This window comes from Pseudomonas arvensis, from assembly GCF_056688935.1.
The window spans coordinates 2,252,062-2,274,378 of record NZ_CP162038.1; the positions used below are offsets into that span (position 1 = coordinate 2,252,062).

Annotated in this window: 18 protein-coding genes; 6 read left to right on the top strand and 12 right to left on the bottom strand. The window is 60.8% G+C overall.

Annotation, left to right across the window (positions count from 1 at the left end):
- A complete protein-coding gene (locus AB3G88_RS10440) occupies positions 1–360 on the top strand; it encodes a hypothetical protein (RefSeq protein ID WP_099584545.1) in 360 nt (119 codons plus the stop codon).
- A 26-nt stretch (positions 361–386) separates the two neighbouring features.
- Here AB3G88_RS10440 and AB3G88_RS10445 read toward each other — a convergent pair whose 3' ends face one another.
- Positions 387–2,069, bottom strand: coding sequence for an AMP-binding protein (locus AB3G88_RS10445; protein WP_480453918.1), 1,683 nt, complete (start codon positions 2,067–2,069; stop codon positions 387–389).
- A gap of 249 nt (positions 2,070–2,318) precedes the next feature.
- Between AB3G88_RS10445 and AB3G88_RS10450 the strand changes: the two genes are divergently transcribed.
- Complete coding sequence (locus tag AB3G88_RS10450) at positions 2,319–3,089, top strand: L-arginine-binding protein AotJ (protein WP_099584548.1); 771 nt, start codon at positions 2,319–2,321, stop codon at positions 3,087–3,089.
- Positions 3,090–3,134: 45 nt separating this feature from the next.
- Here AB3G88_RS10450 and AB3G88_RS10455 read toward each other — a convergent pair whose 3' ends face one another.
- The 4 genes from AB3G88_RS10455 to AB3G88_RS10470 all read right to left on the bottom strand — a co-directional run bounded on the left by AB3G88_RS10455 (position 3,135) and on the right by AB3G88_RS10470 (position 6,830).
- The gene (locus AB3G88_RS10455; RefSeq protein WP_099584549.1) at positions 3,135–3,761 is read right to left on the bottom strand and encodes a helix-turn-helix transcriptional regulator; all 627 of its coding nucleotides are present in this window, start codon (positions 3,759–3,761) and stop codon (positions 3,135–3,137) included.
- Positions 3,761–4,894 carry an NAD(P)/FAD-dependent oxidoreductase gene (locus AB3G88_RS10460; RefSeq protein WP_480453919.1) on the bottom strand — a complete coding sequence of 378 codons (1,134 nt, stop codon included), beginning with the start codon at positions 4,892–4,894 and terminating at the stop codon, positions 3,761–3,763. The genes AB3G88_RS10455 and AB3G88_RS10460 overlap by 1 nt, the downstream gene beginning before the upstream one ends.
- On the bottom strand, positions 4,891–5,823 hold the full coding sequence (locus AB3G88_RS10465) for an ornithine cyclodeaminase family protein (RefSeq protein ID WP_480453920.1): 933 nt from the start codon (positions 5,821–5,823) through the stop codon (positions 4,891–4,893). Before AB3G88_RS10465 ends, AB3G88_RS10460 begins: the two co-directional genes overlap by 4 nt.
- Before the next feature lie 68 nt (positions 5,824–5,891).
- Positions 5,892–6,830: a LysR family transcriptional regulator gene (locus tag AB3G88_RS10470; RefSeq protein ID WP_191948181.1), complete on the bottom strand. Its 939-nt coding sequence runs from the start codon at positions 6,828–6,830 to the stop codon at positions 5,892–5,894.
- Positions 6,831–6,938: 108 nt separating this feature from the next.
- Here AB3G88_RS10470 and AB3G88_RS10475 point away from each other — a divergent pair, with 108 nt between their 5' ends.
- Positions 6,939–8,438, top strand: coding sequence for a CoA-acylating methylmalonate-semialdehyde dehydrogenase (locus tag AB3G88_RS10475; RefSeq protein ID WP_099584553.1), 1,500 nt, complete (start codon positions 6,939–6,941; stop codon positions 8,436–8,438).
- A gap of 227 nt (positions 8,439–8,665) precedes the next feature.
- Positions 8,666–9,604, top strand: coding sequence for a pectate lyase family protein (locus AB3G88_RS10480; RefSeq protein WP_112194713.1), 939 nt, complete (start codon positions 8,666–8,668; stop codon positions 9,602–9,604).
- Between the two features lie 130 nt (positions 9,605–9,734).
- On the opposite strand, the gene AB3G88_RS10485 is transcribed toward AB3G88_RS10480, so the two are convergent.
- From AB3G88_RS10485 to xylA, 4 genes are all read right to left on the bottom strand, one after another.
- On the bottom strand, positions 9,735–10,871 hold the full coding sequence (locus tag AB3G88_RS10485) for a sugar ABC transporter permease (RefSeq protein ID WP_191959888.1): 1,137 nt from the start codon (positions 10,869–10,871) through the stop codon (positions 9,735–9,737).
- The gene (gene xylG / locus AB3G88_RS10490) at positions 10,872–12,419 is read right to left on the bottom strand and encodes a D-xylose ABC transporter ATP-binding protein (RefSeq protein WP_177411523.1); all 1,548 of its coding nucleotides are present in this window, start codon (positions 12,417–12,419) and stop codon (positions 10,872–10,874) included.
- A gap of 5 nt (positions 12,420–12,424) precedes the next feature.
- Positions 12,425–13,426: a D-xylose ABC transporter substrate-binding protein gene (gene xylF, locus AB3G88_RS10495; protein WP_480453924.1), complete on the bottom strand. Its 1,002-nt coding sequence runs from the start codon at positions 13,424–13,426 to the stop codon at positions 12,425–12,427.
- A gap of 309 nt (positions 13,427–13,735) precedes the next feature.
- On the bottom strand, positions 13,736–15,052 hold the full coding sequence (gene xylA, locus AB3G88_RS10500) for a xylose isomerase (protein WP_400526209.1): 1,317 nt from the start codon (positions 15,050–15,052) through the stop codon (positions 13,736–13,738).
- Between the two features lie 139 nt (positions 15,053–15,191).
- On the opposite strand from xylA, the gene AB3G88_RS10505 reads away from it, so the two are divergent.
- The gene (locus AB3G88_RS10505; RefSeq protein ID WP_480453926.1) at positions 15,192–16,388 is read left to right on the top strand and encodes a XylR family transcriptional regulator; all 1,197 of its coding nucleotides are present in this window, start codon (positions 15,192–15,194) and stop codon (positions 16,386–16,388) included.
- Positions 16,389–16,529: 141 nt separating this feature from the next.
- On the opposite strand, the gene AB3G88_RS10510 is transcribed toward AB3G88_RS10505, so the two are convergent.
- A complete protein-coding gene (locus AB3G88_RS10510) occupies positions 16,530–16,838 on the bottom strand; it encodes a DUF6124 family protein (protein ID WP_400526205.1) in 309 nt (102 codons plus the stop codon).
- Positions 16,839–17,262: 424 nt separating this feature from the next.
- Complete coding sequence (locus tag AB3G88_RS10515) at positions 17,263–19,671, bottom strand: glucose/quinate/shikimate family membrane-bound PQQ-dependent dehydrogenase (protein ID WP_480453928.1); 2,409 nt, start codon at positions 19,669–19,671, stop codon at positions 17,263–17,265.
- Between the two features lie 214 nt (positions 19,672–19,885).
- Between AB3G88_RS10515 and AB3G88_RS10520 the strand changes: the two genes are divergently transcribed.
- Complete coding sequence (locus AB3G88_RS10520) at positions 19,886–21,187, top strand: Nramp family divalent metal transporter (protein WP_112194725.1); 1,302 nt, start codon at positions 19,886–19,888, stop codon at positions 21,185–21,187.
- A 50-nt stretch (positions 21,188–21,237) separates the two neighbouring features.
- On the opposite strand, the gene AB3G88_RS10525 is transcribed toward AB3G88_RS10520, so the two are convergent.
- A complete protein-coding gene (locus AB3G88_RS10525; protein ID WP_191948174.1) occupies positions 21,238–22,281 on the bottom strand; it encodes an LLM class flavin-dependent oxidoreductase in 1,044 nt (347 codons plus the stop codon).
- Positions 22,282–22,317 lie beyond the last annotated feature (36 nt).

The window sequence follows — 22,317 nt, forward strand, 5'->3', positions numbered from 1 at the left end:
ATGGATTTTTATCTCGTCTTTACGATCTTTATATTTGCAGGGGCGCTGATTGGTTCAGGACTGTCTTTCTACGTCGAATACACAAAGCTCGAAGCGTTGGAAAGCTACTTCAGCGAGAACAAAGTGGTCTGCGATAACAAACGTTTTTGGGGCCGAAATACGCATCTCGACAGGGTTCATCGCATGATCTTGATCAGTCAATTGTTGGCAATGCCCAAGACCCATATCAAGCGAGGGGACGTGACCGAAGCCGAACTGGCCGCCATCCCCTTATCCCTCAAGCGCTGGGCGTTGTGGCCGATCAATTTCGGCTTCATATGGTTTACCAGCTTAATTATCTGGAACGTCTGGTACCGCTGACAGCCCGCTCAATCCCGGGTATCGGCTCAGGAAAAATCCTCCTCGAAATGCTCCTGTTCACCCCGTGTCGCCCCTTGGCGACGCAGCACTTCCATCTGCCGTAATTCCACCCGGCGAATCTTGCCGGAAATGGTCTTGGGCAGTTCACTGACAAACTCGATGCGCCGCACGCGCTTGTACGGCGCCAGGTGTTCGCGGGCGAAGGCCAGGATATGCCTGGCCAGCTCGGCACTGCCGGGGGCGTCATGGGCCAGGATCAGGAAGGCTTTGGGCACGGCCAGGCGCAGCGGGTCGGGGCTGGGGACTACGGCGACTTCCATCACGGCCGGGTGTTCGATCAGCGCGCTTTCCAGCTCGAACGGGCTGATGCGGTAGTCGGAGGCTTTGAATACATCATCGGCGCGGCCGACGAAAGTGATGTAGCCGTCGCTGTCGATCTGCGCGGTGTCACCGGTGCGGTAGTAACCGTCGCGCATCACTTCAGCGGTTTTTTCCGGGCTGTCTTCGTAGCCCATCATCAAACCGAGAGGGCGCACATCCAGGGGCAGGGCGACTTCGCCCTCGGTGGCAGGCACGCCGTCGGGGTCGAGCAGCGCAACGCGGTAACCCGGCAACGGGCGGCCCATGGAGCCCGGCTTGAGCAACTGGCCGGGCGTGTTACCGACCAGTGCGGTGGTTTCCGATTGGCCGAAGCCATCGCGCAGCGGCAAACCCCAGGCCTGCTGGATCTGCTCGATGATCTCCGGGTTCAGCGGTTCGCCCGCGCCGACCAATTCACGCAGGTTCAGGCGCGTCTTGTGACTGGCCAGGTCTTCCTGGATCAGCATGCGCCACACCGTGGGCGGCGCGCACAGGCTGGTCACGCGATATTGTTCCAGCGCCGTCAGCAAGGCCGGCGCGCTGAACCGTGCGACGTTATGGATAAAGATGCACGCGCCGGCGTTCCACGGCGCGAACAGGCAGCTCCAGGCGTGCTTGGCCCAGCCTGGAGACGAGATATTCAGGTGCAGGTCGCCCGGTTGCAGGCCGATCCAGTACATCGTCGACAGGTGACCCACCGGGTAGCTCTGGTGGCTGTGCAGCACCATCTTCGGTTTGGAGGTGGTGCCGGAGGTGAAATACAGCAGCATCGGGTCGATTGCCAACGTGCGGCCCTCGGCGTCGAACTGCTCGGGGTATTCAAACGCAGCGTTGTGCGCAACCCAGCCAGCGGGTGCCGTGCCCACACAGATGCGACTGCAGCCATCGCCCAGGCCGTCGAATTTGCCCACATGCGCCTCACCGACCACCAGATGGCGCACCTGGCCGCGCTCGATGCGGTCGCGCAGATCATCCGGGTTGAGCAGGGCGGTGGCGGGGATGACCACCGCGCCGAGCTTGAAGGCAGCGAGCATGGTTTCCCACAGCGCCACGTCGTTGCCGAGCATCAACAGCACCCGATCGCCACGCCGCACGCCCACGGCGCGCAGATGGTTGGCCACCTGGTTGGAGCGCGCAGCCAACTGCTGGAAGCTGTAGCGCTGCTCGCTGCCGTCTTCTTCTACGATCCACAGCGCGTTGGCCAAATTGCCCTCGGCCATCACATCGAAATAGTCCAGGGCCCAGTTGAACGCATCCAACTGCGGCCAGCGGAAGTCGCGGGCGGCGGTGGCGTAGTCGGTGCGATGGGCGAGCAGGAAATCCCGGGCGGCCAGGAAGGGATGCGTCATGGTCGGTGTCCTTGATTATTGTTGTAGGGACGGCCTGCGGCTAAACCGGCAGGCTGGACCGAGTATAGGCATGCATAAATCCGGAGATGAACGCTCAAAAACACCGGTGCGTTGTGCAAAAAAGTCATGTGTATGCAGGCTGGATTGACGATTAATACATAAAAGTCCAGGATGGAATTATAAGTACAAATATTTCTGCTGCATTTTTCTTCTCTCTTGCCAAACCAACAACAACCTGCGAGATCACCCATGAAGAAACGCTTGCTTATCACCGCGCTGGCCTTGATCGCTTCCAGCCACGTACTGGCCGCCGAGAAAACCCTGCGCATCGGCATCGAGGCGGCCTATCCGCCGTTTGCCTCCAAGACCCAGGAAGGCACGATCGTCGGCTTCGACTACGACATTGGCAATGCGCTGTGCGCGCAGATGAAGGTCAAGTGCGTGTGGGTTGAAGGTGAGTTCGATGGACTGATTCCTTCCCTCAAGGTGAAGAAAATCGACATGGCGCTGTCGTCCATGACCATCAACGAAGACCGCAAGAAGTCGGTGGACTTCACCCACAAGTACTATTTCACCTCGTCACGCCTGGTGATGAAGGACGGCGCCGTCGTCGATGACCAGTACGCCAGTCTCAAGGGCAAGACCGTCGGCGTGCAGCGTGCGACCACCACTGACCGCTACGCCACCGAGGTGTTCGAGCCCAAGGGCATCATCGTCAAGCGTTACAGCAATAACGAAGAGATCTACATGGACCTGGCGTCAGGGCGCCTGGATGCGATCTTTGCCGACACCATCCCCTTGAATGACTTCCTGCAAATGCCACGGGGCAAGGGCTATGCCTTTGTCGGGCCGGAACTCAAGGACCCGAAATATGTGGGTGAAGGCGCGGGGATTGCGGTGCGCAAGGGCAACGAGGCGCTGGTCAGCGAGTTGAATACGGCGATTGATGGCATTCGCGCCAGTGGCGAATACCAGAAGATTTCGCAGCAATACTTCAAGGCCGATATCTACGGCGATTGATGCACGGGCCCGCTCACCACCAAACCCAAAAACAGGGCTGAAGGTTCAGCCCTTCAATTCCTTCAGATGCTTGTAGACCGTCGCCCGCCCCATGCCCAGCACGTTCGCCACGTAGTTCGAAGCGCTCTTGCCCTTGAACGCGCCTTCGGCATGCAGCGCCAGCACCAGTTCGCGTTTGTGGTCGCGGGTCAGCAGGTTCAGGCTCAACTGGCGCTCGCGCATCCAGGCATGCAGGAAGGTGTTGATACGTTCCTGCCAGTCATCGCGAAACAGCGCATCCGGCTGTGGGATCAACTTGCTGGGCGACAGGAACAGGTCCAGCGCCGCCTTGGCGTTTTCGAACAGTGAAATATTCAGGTTGATGCATAGCACCGCCAGGGGCCGACCGCTGGTGTCGCGCAGCACGGTGCTCAGGCTGCGAATTTTCTGGCCGTCCCAGTTAAGCTTTTCGTACGGGCCGATATTCACTTCGCTGACGTCATCGCTGAGCATGTCCTCCAGCGCCGAGTCGTCGCCAATCGCTCGTTTCGACAGGTTATTGGCGATGTAATCGACCTTTTGCGAGCGCAGGTCATGCAGCACCACTTCGGCGTGGGGGAAAAACAGGGTGGCGATTGCATCGGCAATCGCACGAAAGTTCTGCAAGGCGTTGTCGGGTTCGACGCTGTTCATCAATGGGGCTCCAGGCGGGCGGGGGAGAGCATACCAGCGTCCAGCCCGAACCGCGTCAATGCCTCCGGCAGCGGCGCACCGCGCACCAGTGCCGCGCTGGCCTGGCCCATGGCCGGTGAAGTCTGGATGCCATAACCGCCTTGCGCTGCCACCCAGAACAGCCCCGGCACCTGAGGATCGAAGCCCGAGAGCAAATCCCCGTCGTGCACAAAACTGCGCAGGCCGGCCCAGGTACGGGTCGGGCGGCGGATGGTCAGGGTGGTGGCCTCTTCGATCTGGTAGATGCCCATGGCGATGTCCAGCTCTTCGGGCTGGATATCCTGGGGCTCGACCGCGTCGGCGTTGGCCGGTGAGCCAAGGAACATGCCGGCGTCGGGCTTCATGTAGAACGCTTCGTCGAGGGCCACCAGCATTGGCCACCCGTGGCTGTCCACGCCTTCAGGGCCGGCGAAGATAAACGCGGAGCGGCGCTTGGGTTGCAGGCCGATGGAGGCGGCACCGGCCAGCCCCCCGATGTGGTCGGCCCAGGCGCCGGCGGCATTGATGATAATCGGGGCGGTGAAGGTGTCGTGCTGGGTGTTGACGTGCCAGAGACCGGCACTGTCACGGCTCAAGCCCAGCACGTGGCGGTCGGTACGCACGTCACCGCCGTTGCGCCGGATCCCGCGCAAATACCCTTGGTGCAGGGCATCCGTGTCGATGTCGCTGGCGGTCGGGTCATAGATTGCCCCGTGGACCTTTTCCCGACGCAGGATCGGCAACTTCGCACAGGCCTCGTCGGCACTCAGCTGTATGACCTGCGGCACAGTGGCTTTGGCGCTGAGGTATTGCGCGTTCAACTCGGCCGGGTCGCCGGTGAAGTCCACCGTCATCTCGCCGCGTGGCGTCAGCAAAGGATGCTCGCAGAACCCTGTTGGCGGCTGGTCGAAAAACTCACGGCTGGCGAGGGTCAACGCCCGCACCTGCGGGGTGCCGTAGGCGGCGGTGTAGAGCGCTGCCGAACGCCCCGTGGAGTGATAGGCCGGGTGGGATTCTCGCTCCAGCACCAGCACCTTGCCGTGTTGCGACAACCAGAAACCCGTGGATGCGCCGGCAATACCGCCGCCGATGATGATGAAATCTGCGTGGTTCATAGGCGTCTCCAGAGGGCGTTGGCCAGTGCGATGTCTTCCAGGCCCAGGCCGATGGAGCGGAAAAATACATGGCGGTCGTAGGACGGGGGCTGTACCTGGTCACTGAGCAGTTCGGCCAGGTCGCCCATGACTGCACTCGGGTTCCAGCCGTGCCGTTCGGCGGCGATCAGCATCTCGCCGGCCGAACCTGGGGTGGTCTGACGATAGTCGCAGAACACGTCCATATCATTGAGGCATTGCGGCGGTACTTCGTGGGCACGCGGGGCGTTGGTGCTGATGGAGGTGATCAGTGCAGGCTTGTTCAAGCGCGAAGGGTCGATCACCGGGCCTGCCGATGAAGTGCACAGCAGGATCACGTCGGCATCTTCCAGGGCCGCATCGCAGGTGGGGGCGATGCTTGCGCGTGGGTCCAGGCGTTCAAACGCGGAGCTTTTACCGGCCAGGCTGGGCGAAAAAACCCTGATGCTTTGCCAGTTCCGCAGGGTTTTCACGTAATGCAGGTGAGCCTGGGCCACCTTGCCGCTGCCGATAATCGCCAGCCGTTGCGCCGACTGTGGCGCCAGTGCACCCACCGCCAATGCCGTGGTCGCGGCCGTGCGCGCGGTGGTCAACTCAGCGGCATCACACAACAGCAGCGGCTGGCCGGTCTGCATCGACATCAACAGCGTCCACGCGGTGACCAGCGGCCCTTGCTCACGCACGATGTACGGCGAGGTTTTCACCCCATAGACGCCTTCCTCCGCCAGCACGCCCAGGTAGTTGATAAAGTCGCCGGCACCCTGGGGGAACTCGACCCACTGTTGCGCCGGCTGCACCGCTTGCCCGGCGGCCAGGTCTCGAAACAGCTTGCGCAGGATCTGCGTTACATCGACCTGCGCGAGTAATTCGCGAGCCTGGAGCTGGTTAATCACTTGAGGCGTGCTGGACATGAAAATCTCCGCAGCTAAACTATTTTGTCCATTATGGACTTTTAGTCCTATTGATCAAGCGATAAACCTCAACCCGCGAAGCGAAACCCATCCGCCAGCTTCTCCTTCAAATAGCTGACCAACGCACTCACCGACTTCGGCACATGGGGCGAATACGGCCGAATCAGGTAGATCTCATTGGCAAACGCGCCCTTGAGCGTCCAGTCCTTGAGCACCTGCACCAGCTTGCCGCTGGCCAGCGCGGCATGGGCGCTGAAGTCCGGCAGCAGGGCAATGCCCAAGTGGTTGAGGGCCGAGTCGCGCAGCGCCTCACTGTTATTGGTGGCAAAGCTGCCGGCGATGGGCACGGTGAGGCGTTCGACGTTTTTACTGCCGCGCTCGAAGGTCCAGGCAGGCTGGTCGGTACCCCGAGGGTAGAACAGGCAGTTGTGGGTCGAGAGGTCGCCGGGTTCGCGAGGTTCGCCGTGGTGTTGCAGGTATTCGTGGGTGGCCACCAGCACCGAGCCGGTGTCGCAGAGTTTCCAGGCGACGTGGGTTTCCGGCACCTGGAAACCGTGGCGCACGGCCAGGTCGTAGCCTTCGGCGGCCAGGGAACTGAGCGCATCGGACACATCCAGCTGGATACGTACTTGCGGGTATCGTTGCAGGAATTCCGACAGATGCGGCACCAGTTGCTGTCGGGCAAATGCCACTGGCGCGGTAAGGCGCACCAGCCCGCGAATCTCCCCCACCGAGTCACGCACCGACGAGAAACTGCGGGCGATTTGCGCATAGGCGCTACGCACTTCACGGGTCAGCGACAGCCCCGCATCGGTCAGCCGCACACTGCGCGTGGTGCGGGTGACCAACTGGGTGCCGGTGGCCTTTTCCAGATCGGCAATCCGCTGGCTGACCGCCGACTTGCTCACCCCCAGGCGTGCGGCGGCTGCGGTGTAAGTGCCTTGCTCTTCCAATATGGAAAGCCAGTGGATATGGGTCCACAGCCCTTCGATCTCAGATTTTTCCATGGGTGTATTGTTCGCGTATGTGGACAATAAGTTCAGGATTCTGCTCTGGTTTGGAACAAAGCGAAAGCCTATCGTGTGTCCCAACGCTACCCACCGGGATCGACTGCCATGACCACTACAATCGAGCACTACATCAACGACCAGCGCGTGTCTCGCGATGATCGCTACCAGGACGTCTTCAACCCGGCCACCGGCGAAAAAACCGCTCGCGTTGCGCTGGCCAGCCGCCAGACCGTGTCCGAAGCCGTTGCCGCCGCCCAAGCCGCCTTCGACGGCTGGGCCGACACCCCGCCCATCCGCCGCGCCCGTGTGCTGTTCCAGTACCTGCACCTGCTGCGTGAGCGCAAGGACGACCTGGCGCGCATCATCGTCGCCGAGCACGGCAAGGTCTTCACCGACGCCCAAGGCGAAGTGGACCGTGGCATCGATATTCTGGAATTCGCCTGCGGCATCCCCAACCTGCTCAAGGGCGAGCACTCCGACCAGGTCTCCCGAGGCATGGACAACTGGACAATGCGCCAACCGCTGGGCGTCGTGGCCGGCGTCACGCCGTTCAACTTCCCGGTGATGGTGCCGATGTGGATGTACCCGATCGCCATCGCGGCGGGCAACACCTTCATCCTCAAGCCAAGCCCGACTGATCCAAGCGCCTCGCTGTTCATGGCTGAGCTGCTGCGTGAAGCCGGCCTGCCCAAAGGCGTGTTCAACGTGGTGCAGGGCGACAAGGAATCGGTGGATGCACTGATCGAACACCCGGACGTCAAGGCCGTGAGCTTCGTCGGCTCCACACCGATTGCCCAATACATCTACGAAACCGGCGCGCGCAACGGCAAGCGTGTACAGGGCCTGGGCGGCGCGAAAAACCATATGGTGGTGATGCCCGACGCCGACATCGAAAAAACCGTCGACGCGCTGATGGGCGCTGCTTATGGCAGTGCTGGCGAGCGCTGCATGGCAATCTCCGTCGCCGTGCTGGTCGGCGATGTCGGTGACAAAGTCATTGCTGCCTTGACCGAACGCGCCAAGCAGCTGCGCATCACTGACGGTCGCGACCTCAAGGCCGAGATGGGCCCGATTGTGTCCCGCGCCGCGCTGGAACGCATCAGCGGCTACATCGAACAGGGCGTACAGTCCGGCGCGCAATTGCTGCTGGACGGGCGTGACTACGTGCCCACCGAAGCGGGTCTGGAAAACGGCTTCTGGCTCGGCGCGACCCTGTTCGACCATGTGACCCAGGAAATGAGCATCTACCGCGAAGAAATCTTCGGCCCGGTCCTGGCCTGTGTGCGGGTCAACGATTTTGGCGAGGCGATCAAGCTGGTCAACGATCACGAGTTCGGCAACGGCGTCAGCTGCTTCACCCGCGACGGCAACATTGCCCGCGAATTTGCGCGGCGTATCCAGGTGGGCATGGTCGGCATCAACGTGCCGATCCCGGTGCCGATGGCCTGGCACGGGTTTGGTGGCTGGAAGAAGAGCCTGTTTGGCGACATGCACGCCTATGGCACCGAGGGTGTGCGTTTCTACACCAAGCAAAAATCGATCATGCAGCGCTGGTCGGAGAGCATCGAGCAGGGCGCGGAGTTTGCGATGCCGGTGTCCAAGTAATCCAGGGTTGTAGAAATCCAGTGTGGGAGGGGCTTGCCTCTCCCACATTTTTTTGCGCGAGGGTTGACGGTCAGGCGATTGAATAATACTGTACATAAACACAGTGTTTAAGCGCTGATCAACCAGGACGGCACCATCAGCTACGCCAAACACTGTGTGCAAGTTAACGGATTAACTCAATGCACAGGCTCGTCAAACCGAGCCGTTTTTATAGAGAGAGGGAACTCATGTCGTATCCAGAAAGCAAACTCACCGGCCTGACCGGTTTTGCACTCGCCGCCAAAGTTACCGGCGGCTGGTCTGGCCAGGTGGTCAGTATCACCACGCTGGATCAACTCAAAGCCAACATTGGCGACACCACCCCACGGGTCCTGGTGATCAACAGCAACATCGCGGCGTCGAGCCTGACCAAGGTCAACATGGGCGCCAACAAGACCCTGATCGGCTCGTTCCAGAACCGTACCTTGGAGAATATTCACCTGCGTGCAACCGCGCAGTCGCAGAACATCATTCTGCAAAATATTATCTTCAAGCATTCGGCCAGCATTAAGGCCAATGACGATATTCAGGTGTACCTGAACTACGGCAGCAAGTACTGGATCGATCATTGCTCCTTTGTTGGCCACACCTGGTCAACCACGGATGGCAGCGAAGACAAATTGGTGTACATCGGTGAAAAGGCTGACTACGCCACCATCAGCAACTGCTTCTTCGGTAACCACAAATATGGCCTGATCTTCGGTCACCCGGCCGATGACAACAAAGCCGAGTTCAATGGTTACCCGCGCCTCACGTTGTGTCACAACCGCTTCGACAACATGGAAGTCCGCGCGCCGGGCTTGATGCGCTACGGGTACTTCCACGTCTACAACAACTACATCAACAACTTCCACCTGGGTTTCACCCTGGCGCAGAACGCCAACATCCTTTCTGAGAGCAACTATTTTGGAGAGGGCAGCCAGAACAAAGGCATGTTGGATGACAAGGGCACCGGAACATTCACCGACACCAACAGCGTGCCGGCGATCACCAACCAGAAGTCGCCCAAGGCCCAATGGACGGCCAGTTCCAACTATGGCTACACCTTGAAGACAGCCGCCCAGGCCAAGGACTTCACACAGAAAAATGCGGGGGCTCAGGCGGTGGCGTTGGTGTTCGGTAGTTAACGCCGGATAGTCATTGTGGGAGCGGGCTTGCTCGCGAAAGCGGAGTGTCAGTCAATGGATGTGTGGCTGACCCACCGTCTTCGAGGGCAAGCCCCCTCCCACATTTAGCCTGCGGTGTGCTTGGGATCACTCACCTGCGCCCCGCCCGCGTACTCACATCCACCCACACCGCCAGCACCAGGATGCTGCCCTTGACGATCATCTGCCAGTAACTGTCCACATCCAGCATCGACATGCCGTTATCCAGGCTGGTAATCACCAACGCCCCGAGCAGCGCGCCATACACCGTGCCCGAGCCACCGCGCATCGACGTGCCGCCGATAAAGCACGCCGCAATCGCATCCAGTTCGCCCATGTTGCCCGCCGACGGCGAACCCGCCGCGAGACGTGCGGTGTTGACCAGGCCGGCCAGTGCGCACATCACCCCCATGATGCCGAAGATCCACAGTTTCACCGCCTGCACGTTGATGCCCGACAGGCGTGTGGCCTCCATGTTGCTGCCCACCGCGTAGACGCGGCGACCGAACACGGTCTGGCTGGTGACGTAGCTGAACACGCCGAGCAGCACCAGCAACAGCAGCACCGGCACGGGGATGCCGTCGTAGCTGTTGAGGGTGGTGACGAACCCGGCGAGCACCGCGCCGATCACCCCGACGCGCACCACATCACGCACCAGCGAATGCGCGGCCAGCCCGTGCAGCGCACGGTTGCGCCGCTGTTTCCAGGTCAAGAACAGCGTCAGCGCAAACAACAAAATCCCGAGGCCGACGCCCACGGTGTGCGGCAAATACCCCTGGCCCACGTACACCAGCGACGGCGATACCGGCGCAATGGTGGTGCCGCCGGTGATCCCCAGCAGAATCCCGCGAAACGCCAGCATGCCGCCCAATCCGACGATAAACGAAGGGATGCGCAGATAAGCCGTCATGTAGCCGTTGGCCAACCCGATCATCAGCCCGCACAGCGCCACCAGGCTGAGATTGGCCAGCAACGGGATGTGATAGACCACATCCAGGATCGCCGCCAACCCGCCCAACAACCCCAGCAACGAACCCACCGACAGATCAATCTCGCCGCTGATAATCACCAGCACCATGCCGCACGCCAGGATCCCGGTGATCGCCATCTGGCGCAGCAGGTTCGACAGGTTGCGCGGTGTCAGGAAACCGCCCTCGGTCTGCCAGCTGAAAAACAGCCAGATCACCGCCACGGCGATCACCAGGGCGAGCATTTTGTAGCGGGTAAACAGCTGTTTGACCTGATTCATCTACGCGGTCTTCCGATCATTATTGTTGTTATGGCTGAGCGCGGCGGCGAGCACTTGTTCCTGGGTGAGCCCCTCGTTGATGAAGTCGCCGCGCAGTTGGCCGTCGCCGATCACCAGCACGCGGTTGGACACGCCGAGCACTTCGGCCAGTTCCGAAGACACCATGATGATCGACACGCCTTCGGCCGCCAGCGCGCCCATCAGTTTGTAGATCTCATACTTGGCGCCCACGTCCACCCCACGTGTGGGCTCGTCGAGGATCAGCACCTTGGGCTTGGCCATCAGCATTTTTGCCAGCACGGCCTTTTGCTGATTGCCGCCAGAGAGGCTGGTGATCGGCAAGAACGGGCTGGAGGTCTTGAGGTGCATGCGTGCGATCTGCTGGTCGATGCTGCCCAGTTCGGCTTCGGCATCGATGCGGGTCATATGGGCATAGGTGTCGAGGATCGCCAGGGTGATGTTCTGGCCCACGCCCAGGTCGGGAACGATGCCTTGGCGCTTGCGGTCTTCCGGCACCATGCACAGCCCGGCGCGGATCGATTTGAGCGGCGTGCGTGTGTCGATCACCTGGCCGTCCAACCACACTTCGGCGCTGTAGCGGCCGGGGTAGGCGCCGAACAGCGCCGACACCAGTTCCGTGCGCCCGGCGCCGACCAGTCCGGCGATGCCGAGGATTTCGCCGCGCTTGAGCACGAAGGAAATATCATCGACACGCTTGCGCCTGGGGTTGTCCACGTCATAGCAGGTGACGTTGCGCGCTTCGAAAATCACCTCGCCGATGTCATGGGGTTCGGTGGGGTAGAGGTTGCTCATTTCCCGCCCGACCATCTGCGTGATGATTTGCGGGATGTCCATGTCGGCCATGGCCGTGGTCGCGATGTGCTTGCCGTCGCGGATCACCGCAATGGTGTCGCACACCGCCGCCACTTCATCGAGCTTGTGGGAGATGTACACGCAGGCCACGCCCTTGGCCTTGAGGTCTCGGATGATGTCGAGCAGCACCTCGATTTCCGAACGGGTCAGGGCCGACGAAGGCTCGTCGAGGATCAGCAGGCGCGCTTTTTTATTCAGCGCCTTGGCGATTTCCACCAGTTGCTGGTAGCCGCCGCCGTATTGCGACACCGGCAAGGCGACGTTCATATCCGGCACCTTGAGTTCACGCATCAGCGCTTCGGCGCGGTGGAGCATCGCCGGGTAGTTCATGCGTCCACCGGGCAACGTCAGCTCGTGGCCCATAAAGATGTTTTCGGCCACCGAGAGGTCGGGCACCAGGGTCAGCTCCTGGTGGATGATCACGATGCCCGCGGCCTCGGTTTCGCTGATGGACTGGGCCCTGAGCGGCTGCCCATCCCAGAGGATCTCGCCGTCCCAGGTGCCGTACGGGTAGACCGCCGACAGCACCTTCATCAAGGTTGATTTGCCCGCGCCATTCTCACCGCACAGGCCGACACACTCTCCCGGCCGCACGCTGATGTCGATGCCGTTCAGGGCGTTGACACCGCCAAAGGTTTTGACGATGCCGGTCATTTGCAGCAGGTAGTCGGCCATGGCGGTCACTGCCCGGCAATCTGCTCTTTGGTGTAGAACCCATCCTTCTCCAACAGATCAATATTGGCCTTGGTCAGCGGGGTCGGGGTGAGCAGGATGGTGTCCACCTGTTTGCTGCCGTTGTCGTACTGCGAGCTGTAGGTGGGTTTTTCGTTGCGTGCCAGTTGAACCGAGAGCTTGGCGGCTTCGGTGGCGATCAGCTTGAGCGGCTTGTACACGGTCATGGTCTGGGTGCCGTCGATCACGCGCTTGATTGCGGCGAGGTCGGCGTCCTGGCCGGAGATCGGCACCTTGCCCGCGAGTTTCTGCGCGGCCAGGGCCTGGATCGCACCGCCGGCGGTGGCGTCGTTGGAGGCGACGATGGCGTCGATCTTGTTGTTGTTCCGCGTCAGGGCGTTTTCGACGATGCTCAGGGCTTCGGTGGGGTTCCACTCCTTGACCCATTGTTGGCCGACCACCTTGATATCGCCCTTGTCGATGGCCGGTTGCAGCACCTTCATCTGGCCTTCGCGCAGCACTTTGGCGTTGTTGTCGGTGGGCGCGCCGCCGAGCAGGAAGTAGTTTCCCTTGGGCGCGGCTTGCAGCACGCCGGCGGCCTGCATTTCGCCGACTTTTTCGTTATCGAAGGAGATGTAGGCGTCGATGTCCGCGTTGAGAATCAGGCGGTCATAGGACACCACCTTGATCCCGGCTTTCTTGGCTTCGGCCACCGCGTTAGTCAGCACCGTGGCGTTGAACGGCACGATCACGATGACGTCGACGCCCCGGGCGATCAGGTTTTCAATTTGGGAGATCTGCTTCTGCTCGTTGGCATCTGCCGATTGCACAAAGACTTTCGCGTCGAGTTTTTCGGCAGCGGCGACGAAGTAGTCACGGTCGCGGGACCAGCGTTCAAGGCGCAGGTCGTCGATGGAAAAGCCGATTTTCGGGTGGGCAGGGTCGGCCATGACCGGCAGGGCGAGCAAGGCCAGGGCCGTGGCGAGCAGGGTGCGTTTGAATGACTTCATGGTGGTGCGTCCTTTTATTGTTGTTGGAAGACTCTAGTCGAACACCGCTGTTGCTGTTGCTGTTGCTGTTGCTGTTGCTGTTGCTGTTGCTGTTGCTGTTGTGGTGAGCGGGCTTGCCCCGCGCTGGGCTGCGAAGCAGCCCTGAAGTCAGGCACCTCGGTGTTTCAGGTAAAATTGTGTCGTCTGGTTTGGGGCTGCTTCGCAGCCCAGCGCGGGGCAAGCCCGCTCACCACAATCCCAATCCCAGCCACAATCCCAACCATAACCACAACCCCAACTGCAGCCACAGGCAAAAGTGCACAGGATCACTCAGGTGTAGATAAACCGGTTCACAACCCCTTCAAGCATCTCCTGTCGCCCGCTCACCGCCTGCGGGTTCAGCTCCTGGGCAAATGCATGCTCGGCCAGCGATTGCAGGCTGAACTCACCCGCCAGCACCGCCTGGCCCAACGGCTGTTGCCAGCCGGCATAGCGCTGGTCCTTGAACTGTTGCAACCGGTCGTTCTGCACCATGGCTGCCGCACGTTCCAGGGCCAGCGCCAACGTGTCCATGGCCGCGACGTGGCCGTGGAACAGATCCACGTCATCCAGGCTCTGGCGCCGCACCTTGGAATCAAAGTTATAGCCGCCGTTCTTGAACCCGCCAGCCTTGAGGATTTCATAAGTGGCCAGGGTCATTTCCTCGACGCTGTTGGGGAACTGGTCGGTGTCCCAGCCGTTCTGCGGGTCGCCACGGTTGGCGTCGATGCTGCCGAAGATGCCGAGGGACACGGCCGTGGCAATCTCGTGATGGAAACTGTGCCCGGCCAGGGTCGCGTGGTTGGCCTCGATATTCACCTTGATCTCATGTTCCAGGCCGTACTCATGCAAAAAGCCGAACACCGTGGCGCTGTCGTAATCGTATTGGTGCTTGGTCGGCTCCTGAGGCTTGGGCTCGATCAGCAGGTCGCCCTTGAAGCCAATCTTGTGCTTGTGTTCCACCACCATGCGCATAAAGCGACCGAGCTGTTCGCGCTCACGCTTGAGGTCGGTATTGAGCAGGGTTTCATAGCCTTCACGGCCGCCCCACAGCACATAGTTGGAACCCTTGAGGCGCAGGGTGGCGTTCATCGCGCTGTACACCTGGGCGGCGGCATAGGCGAACACTTCCGGGTCCGGGTTACTGGCCGCGCCGGCGGCAAAGCGCGGGTTGCTGAAGCAGTTGGCGGTGCCCCACAGCAGTTTGATACCGGTCTGTTCCTGGTGGCGCTCCAGGTGGTCGACCATCTGCGCGAAGTGCTGGCGATATTCCTTGAGCGAACTGCCTTCGGGCGCCACGTCGGTGTCGTGAAAACTGTAGTAGTCGATGCCCAGCTTGGAGAAAAACTCAAAGGCCGCATCCGCCTTGCCCATGGCCAGTTCCATCGGATCGCCACTGCGCTGCCACGGGCGCTTGAAAGTGCCCACGCCGAACATATCCGCACCGGGCCAGACGAACGTGTGCCAATAACAAGCCGCCATGCGCAGGTGTTCACGCATGGGTTTACCGAGGATCAACTTGTTGGCGTCGTAGTGGCGAAAGGCGAGGGGGGAGTCGCTGCTGGGGCCTTCGAAGCGAACCTTCTCGACACCGGGGAAGTACGGCATGGCGTTTTCCTTATTGTTCTTGGCGGTGTCTGGATACTAGCAACGGCGGTGGGGCGGTTGATTATGAAAATCACCAAGGCGTAGTGCGATTTTGTGCAGTGAGGGCTAGTCTGTCGAAACAGGCCCCAGGACAAAAACAATGAAAACCCTACCGCCCGTGCACCGCATTGCGCTGTTGTTCAACGGCAGCAAAATCTACGACCGCGGCATCATCGCCGGCATCGGCAATTACCTGAGCAGTACGCGGGTTTCCTGGGACTTGTTCCTGGAAGAAGACTTTCTGTGCCGCCTCAAAGGCATCGAGCGCTTTCAAGGCGATGGGATCATTGCCGACTTCGACGACCCGCTGATCGGCGAGGCGTTGGCCGGCAGCCAGTTGCCGGTGGTGGCGGTGGGCGGTTCCTATGAGGATACGCGCGCCTATCCCCAAGGCATTCCCTATGTCGCCACCGACAATTACGCCTTGATGAAGCTGGCCTACGAGCACCTGATCGAGGCCGGGCTGACGCGCTTTGCCTGTTTCAGCCTGCCTGAAGCCCAGGCCAATCGCTGGGCCCAGGAGCGCGAAAAAGTCTTTCGCCGCCTGATGCTGCGCGATGGTTTGCACGTTGAGGTGTATCGCGGCCTGGGCACCAGCGCGCCGTTGTGGGACAGCGCCGTGGAGCAACAGATCGCCTGGCTGGAAAGTTTGCCCAAACCTATCGGCATCATCGCCGTCACCGATGCCCGTGCCCGGCAATTGCTGCAAGCCTGCCTCACCGCCGGCATCGCCGTGCCGGAGCAAGTCGCGCTGATCGGCATCGACAACGACCCGCTGACCCGCACCCTCACGCGGGTGCCGCTGAGTTCGGTGATCCAGGGCACCGAAACCATGGGCCGTACTGCCGCTGCGCTGTTACACCAGATGCTGCATGGCAAGCCTTGCGTGGGCACGCGGGTCCTGGTACCGCCGGAGGCGATCAATGTGCAGGCCTCCAGCTTGCATCAACCCTTGGGTAATCCGTACGTGATGCAGGCGCTGCTGTTTATCCGCCAGTACGCCTGCCAGGGCATCAAGACCGCGCAGGTGGCGGCCTATGTCGGCGTGTCGCGCTCATCCCTGGAAGCGCACTTTCGCAAGGTGCGCGGCTGCAGCGTGCATGACGAGATCCTGCGCTTCAAACTCGCCGCCGCCGCCAAGGGCCTGGAAAGCCACGAACTGGCGATTGCCGATATTGCGGCCAAGTGCGGCTTCAAGTCGGCGCAGTACCTGCATACGGTGTTTCGTCGTGAATTGGGTTGTACGCCGCGGGAGTACCAGCAGGGTGCGGAGTTTGAGTTGCCCGTGCCTGAGTAACGCCTTACATACACTGCTGGACCCAATGTGGGAGGGGCGGTGCGACGCTTCGACTTGGCCCCGAATGCGGTGGATCAGTCAATCAATTCATTGACTGACACCGCCATCGGGGGCAAGCCCCCTCCCACCTTTTTAACGTGTTCAGGCAGTTGCTTTAGCGGGCTTCAGGCATTCGATGGAGCGATCCACGGTGGTCTTTGCAATTTCCAGCAAATGCCACACGGCCAGAATCTTCGCCCGTTCGGGGTTTGGTAGCAGGTCACCGCAATCCAGCGCCGTGGCGGAAGCGCTGTCGAGCAAGCTGGCGGTGTAAAGCAGGGCATCTTCGAAACTCAGGTCTTCGTTGACCGAGTGGAGGCCTTGAGTGGGCAGGTAGTGGTCGATGGCGCGGTTGAAGGCGGCGCGGTCTTTGGCGGGATCAAAGGGTGGATCGGGGATGACTTTATTCATGGTGTACCTTCGCGTTGGATGAGGGGCCGACACCCTTCGCGACTAAACGAGGGTGGCGGCTGTACGCAGGTTAGTCGACCGGCTCCAACGCGAAAATACCGGCGCACCCGAAGGTGCCCTGCGCACAGCCACCATAAAACTGATGAAGGACCATGCACGCGTTGGAAGATCAGGCGACTAAACCCGATCACTGATTTGGCAGTGACGGACCGCAGACTAGCCAGCGATTCCAACAGGCACAAGGCGGCAGGAATTGTCTAGGAAACGTCCTGCAATTAAAAGCGACCCGACTTGCTGGCCCTTTACAAACCATGACCAAATGCCACTAACGATACCGCTCACCTATTGAAATGCAGGCGATGTAGAAGGGGCTTGTTGCCGATGCCGGAGCGCGCGGTGCAAGGGCACCGCGCGGACAGAGGGGTTATGGCAGGGCGTAGGCGATCACGTAGTCGCCACGGTCAGTGGATTGGCGTGCACCGCCAGCGGTGATGACTACGTACTGCTTGCCGGTTTTCGGCGACACGTAGGTCATCGGGCCGCCTTGGCTGCCGACGGGCAGGCGGGCCTTCCAGACTTCATCACCATTGCCGCTGTTGAAGGCGCGCAGGTAGAAGTCCTGGGTGCCGGCAATAAAGATCAGGCCGCCCTGGGTCGACAGCGTGCCGCCGAGGGTCGGCAGGCCGATCTTGATTGGCAGGTGCATGCGGATGCCCAGCGGGCCGGTGTCTTCAACAGTGCCGACCGGTACTTGCCACGCGACCTTCTGGGTCTTCATGTCGATAGCGGTCAGGGTGCCGAACGGCGGCGCCTGGCACGGAATGCCGGCCACCGACAGGAAGCGGTTTTTGTTCACGGCATACGGCGTGCCCTTGAGCGGGACGGCGCCCATGCCGGTGTTCAGCGCTTCGCCACCGGAGGAGGTTTGGGCGTTTTTCTGCGCCGGCACCATCTGGATCCACAGGCCCAGGCGCATGTCGTTGACGAAGATAAAACCGTGCACCGGGTCGGTGGAAATACTGCCCCAGTTCATGCCGCCCAGGGAGCCGGGAAAGCTCAGGGATTTATCGGTGCCTGGCGCGGTGTACAGACCGTCGTAGCGCATGCCTTTGAAGTCGATGCGGCACAGCAACTGGTCGTACGGCGTGGCGCCCCACATGTCCGATTCAGTCAGGGTTTGCGCGCCGATCTGCGGCATGCCCACCGATTTAGGCTGGGTTGGAGAGTAGGGCTCATTGGGGATGTTGGCGGCCTTGACCGGTACGTCTTTGACCTCGGTCAGCGGCTTGCCGGTGGCGCGATCCAGCACGTAGATCTGCCCGGCCTTGGTGCCAATCACCACCGCCGGTACAGCTTTGTCGCTGCCAGGCGGGGTGAAGTCGATCAGGCTCGGCTGCATCGGCAGGTCGAAGTCCCACAGGTCGTTGTGGACGGTCTGGTACACCCATTTTTCCGCACCGCTGGAGGCATCCAGGGCCAGCACCGAAGCGCCGTATTTATGGTTGAGCTGGGTGCGCTCAACGCCGTAGATATCGGTGGACGAACTGCCCATCGGCAGGAAAATCGTGTTCATCAGCGGGTCGTAGGACATCGGCGCCCAGCTGTTTGGCGTGCTGCGCACGTAGGTGCTGTCGCCGGTCGGGGCTTGTTTGTCTTCTGGGTTGCCGGGGTCGAAGGCCCAGCGCATCTGGCCGCTGATTACATCAAAACCACGGATCACGCCGCCTGGCATGTCGGTCTGCACGTTATCCGCCACGCGGCCGCCCACCACAACGGTGGTGCCGGCGATCAGTGGGGCAGAGGAGAGCTGGTAGTAGCTGTCCGGGACGTTGCCCAGGCCGGCTTTCAAATCCACTTGGCCGTGGGTGCCGAAGTCTTCGCAGAATTTGCCGGTGTCGGCATCGACCGCGATCAGGCGTGCGTCGATGGTGTTGGTCAGCAAACGGCGCTGGCACTGCGCGCCGGGCGCAACCGTGGCGGCGATGATCGGCGAGCTGTTGGGCTGGGTCGGCTGGGCAATCGGCGCGGTGGCGTCGAAATACGCCATGCCACGGCAACGCTGCCACACCGCCGACTTGGCGTTGACTTCGTTCTTCCACAGCTCTTTGCCGGTGTCGGCGTCGAGGGCGATCAGGTTGTTGTGCGGGGTGCAGATGAAGACTTTGTTGCCGATCTGCAGCGGGGTCAGTTGGTCTTCGGCACCGTTGCCGTCGCTGATCGCTACGTCGCCGGTGTGGTAGGTCCAGGCGACTTTGAGCTTGTTGACGTTGTCGCGGTTGATCTGGTCCAGCGCGGCAAAACGGCTGCCGCCTTCGGTGTTGCCGTAGTGCGCCCAATCTTTCTGCGCATCGGCCGGGGCCACGGGCGTGACGCCTGGGCCGGCACCGGTGGGGGCGACACTTGGGTGGGCGACAAACATATTACCCGCCGCAACCGCTACGCCCACTGCCAACACGGCAGCGACGCCATAGGCACCGCGTGCAGGCTTGCCGACCAGCAGCGGATACACCAGCGCCACGACCATGCCGATGGCGGCGAACATGAACACGCGCGAGAACAGCGGCCAGAACACCAGGCCCACATCCGCCACGGCCCAGATGGCTGTGCCGACCAGGAATGCGGCGAACAACCACGCGCCCGCCGGGTTACGCCGGGCAATCAACAGGCCGGCAATCGCCATGGCCACGCCGCCGATCAGGAAGTACCAGGAGCCACCCAGACTGACCAGTTTGGCGCCGCCGACGGCGAGGGCAAGGCCGAGCAGGGCGATGACAACGCCCAGGCCCAGGAGTAGGAATCTAGAGACGCCGGTGGCGCGCGATGCTCGTTTCATGTCGAAAGGACTCGAATGTGAGAGGGCAAAGACGCGATTTTAGCAAGATAAGTAACCAGATAGTACATTTTGCAACGCGTCTTAGGCCATAGCGGACGCCCTGGTTAGCACGAAACATTTATTAATACTTAACTCACTATCATGGTTGTACGACGTCATATCAATTGTGTTCGACTACTCAGGCTCTCACAAAAAAAATAACGGAGACTCTCCTATGACCGGTTTTCCTTCTGTCGAAGGCAAGGCTGTGGCCTCTGCGCCCGGCCATGTTGTACGACTTCTCAAGTTGCTTGGCCCCGGCGTCATTGCGGTACTGTCCTGGCTGGGCGCAGGCGATTTGATTACGTCCTCCGTGGCCGGCGCCAACTATGGTTATGCGATGATGTGGGTGCTGGCAGTGTCCCTGCTGCTCAGGTACCTGATCGTCAACATCATTGCGCGGTTTCAGCTGTGCAATAACCAAGGCATGACGATCCTCCAGGGTTACGCTCAGTTGAACCCGTTTTTCGCCTGGTTCCTGCTGGTGTATGCGCTGCTGATGGGGCATTTGATGAATGCCTACATGATCAAGGGCGCGGGGGAAGCCCTGGCCATGCTGTTCAAGACCGACTATGCATTACTGTGTTCGGTGGCGGTGGTATTGGCCGTATGGTTGCTGGTCGGGCGCAATATCTATTCGATGATCGAAGGTGTGATGAAAGGCCTGCTGGCAATCATGACCCTCGCATTCATTGCGCTGGCGGTGATGTCCGGGCCGGATATGGCGGGCATTGTCAAAGGGACGATTGGTTTCAGCATTCCGCCGGATGAGGGCGTACACGGGGCATTGCTGGTGGCGGTCTCGGTGATCGGCGCGGTGGCGGGCTCGATTGCCAACTTCGTGCACCCCTATGTCATGCGTCAAAAAGGCTGGGTTGGCCCACAGCACAAGCGTATCCAACGCAACGACCTGCTATTTGCCGTGTTCGTCGGCATTGTGATCAACCTGGCGATCTGGATTGTAGGCGCCGAGATCCTGCGGCCCAACGGCATTGAAGTGAAGACCCTGGGCGACCTGGGTAAGGCACTCGAAATCTTCTTCGGCCCTATTGGCTGGTACATCTTCTTTATTGGCGTGTTCGCAACGTTGTTTGCCAGCATCTCCGGTAAAACCACGGCATTTCCCATGCTGATCACCGATGCCTTCCAGCATGTGCGGCCCGGACGCCGCGAGCGTTACGGCAAAGAATTCCACCATGACCCGCTGCACAAGTGGTTCATGTTGTTCATCCTGGTGACCCCATTGATCTGGTCGCTGCCGGGCATGCCGGACTTTGTCACGCTGACCATCGGCGTCAGCGCGTTGAACATCATTGGTTTGCCGGTGATTTCCCTCGGCTTGCTGATCATGTCCAACCAGAAGTCGCTGTTGAGCAAGGAATACCGCAACAACCTGTTCGAAAATATCGCGCTGCTCTTTGCCACGGGGCTGGCGCTGTGGGTTGCGTTCCAGTTGGGTGTCGAACTGTTCAGCTGATTGCCGGACGTGCAGGCTCCGCATCTGCTTGATGCGAAGCCTGCAAGCAGTCAACGAAACACCGGCACCACCTGCTCGATAAACAGCGCCAGCGACTTCTTCTTCTCTGCATGAGACAAGCTGTTATCGCACCAGAAGCTGAACTCATCCACGCCCAGTTCCTGGTAGTACTGGATGCGCGGGATGATCTCGGCGGCGGTGCCGATCATCGCGGTCTTGTGCAGGCTTTCCAGTTCGAACTCAGGGCGGGCGGCGAATTTTTCTTCCGGGCTTGGCGCCAGGAAGCCATTCACCGGGACTTCTTTATTGCCGAACCAGGCATCGAAGGTGCGATAGAACTTCGAGATTGCCTTGGCCCCGACTTTCCAACCTTCCGGATCATCGGCCGCGTGCACATGGGTGTGGCGCAGTACCATCAATTGCGGGCGCGGTACGTCGGGGTTGTTGTCGAGGGCCGCCTGGAATTTGTTTTTCAGGTCGAGGACTTCTTCGTCGCCCTTCATCAGCGGCGTCACCATCACATTGCAGCCGTTGGCCACCGCGAAGTTGTGTGAGTCCGGGTCGCGGGCGGCGATCCACATCGGCGGGTTGGGCTGCTGGATCGGCTTGGGCACGCTGGTGGAGGTGGGGAATTTCCAGATCTCGCCGTCGTGGGCGTAGTCGCCTTTCCACAGTGCACGCACCACCGGCACCATTTCACGCAGGGCCTGGCCGCCGCTGGAGGCGGGCATGCCGCCGGCCATGCGGTCAAACTCCACCTGGTACGCGCCGCGAGCCAGGCCGACTTCCATGCGCCCGTTGCTGATCACGTCGAGCAAGGCGCATTCGCCCGCCACCCGCAGCGGGTGCCAGAACGGCGCGATGATGGTGCCGGCGCCCAGATGAATCGTGGTGGTCTTGGCCGCGAGGTAAGCCAGCAGCGGCATCGGGCTTGGCGAAATGGTGTATTCCATGGCGTGGTGTTCGCCAATCCACACGGTGCTGAAACCGCCGGCCTCGGCCATCAGGGTCAGTTCGGTCAAGTCTTCGAACAACTGACGATGGCTGACACTTTCGTCCCAACGTTCCATGTGTACGAACAGCGAAAACTTCATGGTGCTTACCTCTAATCTGTTGTTGTTTTGCGCAAA

What these genes read in the sequence shown, in the direction of transcription:
- AB3G88_RS10445 (WP_480453918.1), bottom strand. Translation starts at nt 2,069, where the DNA reads ATGACGCATCCCTTCCTGGCCGCCCGGGATTTCCTGCTCGCCCATCGC.
- AB3G88_RS10440 (WP_099584545.1), top strand. Translation starts at nt 1, where the DNA reads ATGGATTTTTATCTCGTCTTTACGATCTTTATATTTGCAGGGGCGCTG.
- AB3G88_RS10510 (WP_400526205.1), bottom strand. Translation starts at nt 16,838, where the DNA reads ATGAATAAAGTCATCCCCGATCCACCCTTTGATCCCGCCAAAGACCGC.
- AB3G88_RS10520 (WP_112194725.1), top strand. Translation starts at nt 19,886, where the DNA reads ATGACCGGTTTTCCTTCTGTCGAAGGCAAGGCTGTGGCCTCTGCGCCC.
- AB3G88_RS10465 (WP_480453920.1), bottom strand. Translation starts at nt 5,823, where the DNA reads ATGTCCAGCACGCCTCAAGTGATTAACCAGCTCCAGGCTCGCGAATTA.
- AB3G88_RS10450 (WP_099584548.1), top strand. Translation starts at nt 2,319, where the DNA reads ATGAAGAAACGCTTGCTTATCACCGCGCTGGCCTTGATCGCTTCCAGC.
- AB3G88_RS10525 (WP_191948174.1), bottom strand. Translation starts at nt 22,281, where the DNA reads ATGAAGTTTTCGCTGTTCGTACACATGGAACGTTGGGACGAAAGTGTC.
- AB3G88_RS10505 (WP_480453926.1), top strand. Translation starts at nt 15,192, where the DNA reads ATGAAAACCCTACCGCCCGTGCACCGCATTGCGCTGTTGTTCAACGGC.
- AB3G88_RS10455 (WP_099584549.1), bottom strand. Translation starts at nt 3,761, where the DNA reads ATGAACAGCGTCGAACCCGACAACGCCTTGCAGAACTTTCGTGCGATT.
- xylG (WP_177411523.1), bottom strand. Translation starts at nt 12,419, where the DNA reads ATGGCCGACTACCTGCTGCAAATGACCGGCATCGTCAAAACCTTTGGC.
- xylF (WP_480453924.1), bottom strand. Translation starts at nt 13,426, where the DNA reads ATGAAGTCATTCAAACGCACCCTGCTCGCCACGGCCCTGGCCTTGCTC.
- AB3G88_RS10480 (WP_112194713.1), top strand. Translation starts at nt 8,666, where the DNA reads ATGTCGTATCCAGAAAGCAAACTCACCGGCCTGACCGGTTTTGCACTC.
- AB3G88_RS10475 (WP_099584553.1), top strand. Translation starts at nt 6,939, where the DNA reads ATGACCACTACAATCGAGCACTACATCAACGACCAGCGCGTGTCTCGC.
- xylA (WP_400526209.1), bottom strand. Translation starts at nt 15,052, where the DNA reads ATGCCGTACTTCCCCGGTGTCGAGAAGGTTCGCTTCGAAGGCCCCAGC.
- AB3G88_RS10515 (WP_480453928.1), bottom strand. Translation starts at nt 19,671, where the DNA reads ATGAAACGAGCATCGCGCGCCACCGGCGTCTCTAGATTCCTACTCCTG.
- AB3G88_RS10485 (WP_191959888.1), bottom strand. Translation starts at nt 10,871, where the DNA reads ATGAATCAGGTCAAACAGCTGTTTACCCGCTACAAAATGCTCGCCCTG.
- AB3G88_RS10470 (WP_191948181.1), bottom strand. Translation starts at nt 6,830, where the DNA reads ATGGAAAAATCTGAGATCGAAGGGCTGTGGACCCATATCCACTGGCTT.
- AB3G88_RS10460 (WP_480453919.1), bottom strand. Translation starts at nt 4,894, where the DNA reads ATGAACCACGCAGATTTCATCATCATCGGCGGCGGTATTGCCGGCGCA.